This window comes from Streptomyces sp. NPDC002403 (assembly GCF_053593015.1).
The window spans coordinates 1-1,488 of record NZ_JBSFBQ010000154.1 but is presented as its reverse complement, the minus strand read 5'-3'; the positions used below and the strand labels follow the sequence as shown (position 1 = coordinate 1,488).

Annotated in this window: 1 protein-coding gene; it reads right to left on the bottom strand. The window is 66.9% G+C overall.

Features of this window, described 5'->3' with window-relative positions:
• Positions 1–1,488: toprim domain-containing protein (locus tag ACWCPY_RS43275; RefSeq protein WP_451274688.1), on the bottom strand; the 1,488-nt coding region annotated here is incomplete at both ends.

The window sequence follows — 1,488 nt, the reverse complement described above, 5'->3', positions numbered from 1 at the left end:
CTGGTGATGAACTCCTTGCGCGGCGCCACCTCGTTGCCCATCAGCAGATCGAAGACCTGCTCGGACGCCTCCAGATCGCCGATGTTGATCCGGCGCAGGGTGCGGTGGCGCGGATCCATCGTGGTCTCCGCCAGCTGGTCGGCGTCCATCTCGCCCAGGCCCTTGTAGCGCTGGATCGAGTCCTTGTACCGGATGTTCTTCCGCTGGAGCTCCAGCAGCCGCTGACGCAGCTCGTTGTCCGAGTACGTGTAGATGTACTTGTCCTGGCCCTTCTTCGGCTGGACCAGCTCGATCCGGTGGAGCGGGGGCACGGCTGCGAAGACCCGGCCCGCCTCGACCATGGGCCGCATGTACCGCTGGAAGAGCGTCAGCAGCAGGACGCGGATGTGCGCGCCGTCGACATCGGCGTCCACCAGCAGGACGATCTTCCCGTAGCGGGCGGCGTCGATGTCGAAGGTCCGCCCCGACCCGGCTCCTATGACCTGGATGATCGCGCCGCACTCGGCGTTCTTCAGCATGTCCGAGACGGATGCCTTCTGAACGTTGAGGATCTTGCCCCGGATCGGCAGCAGTGCCTGGAACTCGCTGTTGCGCGCGAGTTTGGCCGTACCGAGCGCGGAGTCGCCCTCGACGATGAAGAGCTCGCTGCGGTCCACGTCGTCGCTGCGGCAGTCGGCCAGCTTCGCCGGCAGCGAGGAGGACTCCAGCGCCGTCTTGCGGCGCTGCGCGTCCTTGTGCTGACGGGCCGCGATGCGGGTCCGCGCGGCCGCGACAGCCTTGTCCAGAACCGCCCTGGCCTGAGCCTTCGCGTCACGCTTCGTCGAGGTCAGGAACGCCTTGAGCTCCTTGGCCACGACGTTGGCGACGATCCGGTTGGCCGCCGAGGTACCGAGGACCTCCTTGGTCTGGCCCTCGAACTGCGGCTCGGCCAGTCGCACGGTGACCACCGCGGTCAGGCCCTCCAGCGCGTCGTCCTTGACGATGTCGTCCTCGGCGACGCGGAGCAGCTTGGCGGAACGCAGCGCCTCGTTGACCGTCTTGGTCACGGAGCGCTCGAATCCGGTCACGTGCGTGCCGCCCTTGGGGGTGGCGATGATATTGACGAAGGACTTGAGGTTGGTGTCGTATCCGGTGCCCCAGCGCAGGGCGATGTCGACCGCGAGCTCACGTGTGACCTCGGTCGCCGTCATGTGACCGCGCTCGTCCAGGACCGGCACGGTCTCCTTGAAAGTGCCCTGGCCGGTCAGGCGCAGGATGTCGCAGACCGCCTTGTCCTGGGCCAGGTACTCGCAGAACTCGCTGATCCCACCGTCGAAGCGGAAGGTCTCCTCGGTCCTGCCCTCTCCGTCGAGCCCCCGTTCGTCACGGACGACGATCGTGAGACCGGGAACGAGGAAGGCCGTCTGGCGCGCCCGCTGGTGAAGCGTCTCCAGGTTGAGCCTGGCGTCCTTGAGGAAGATCTGCCGGTCAGCCCAGTAACGCACCCGG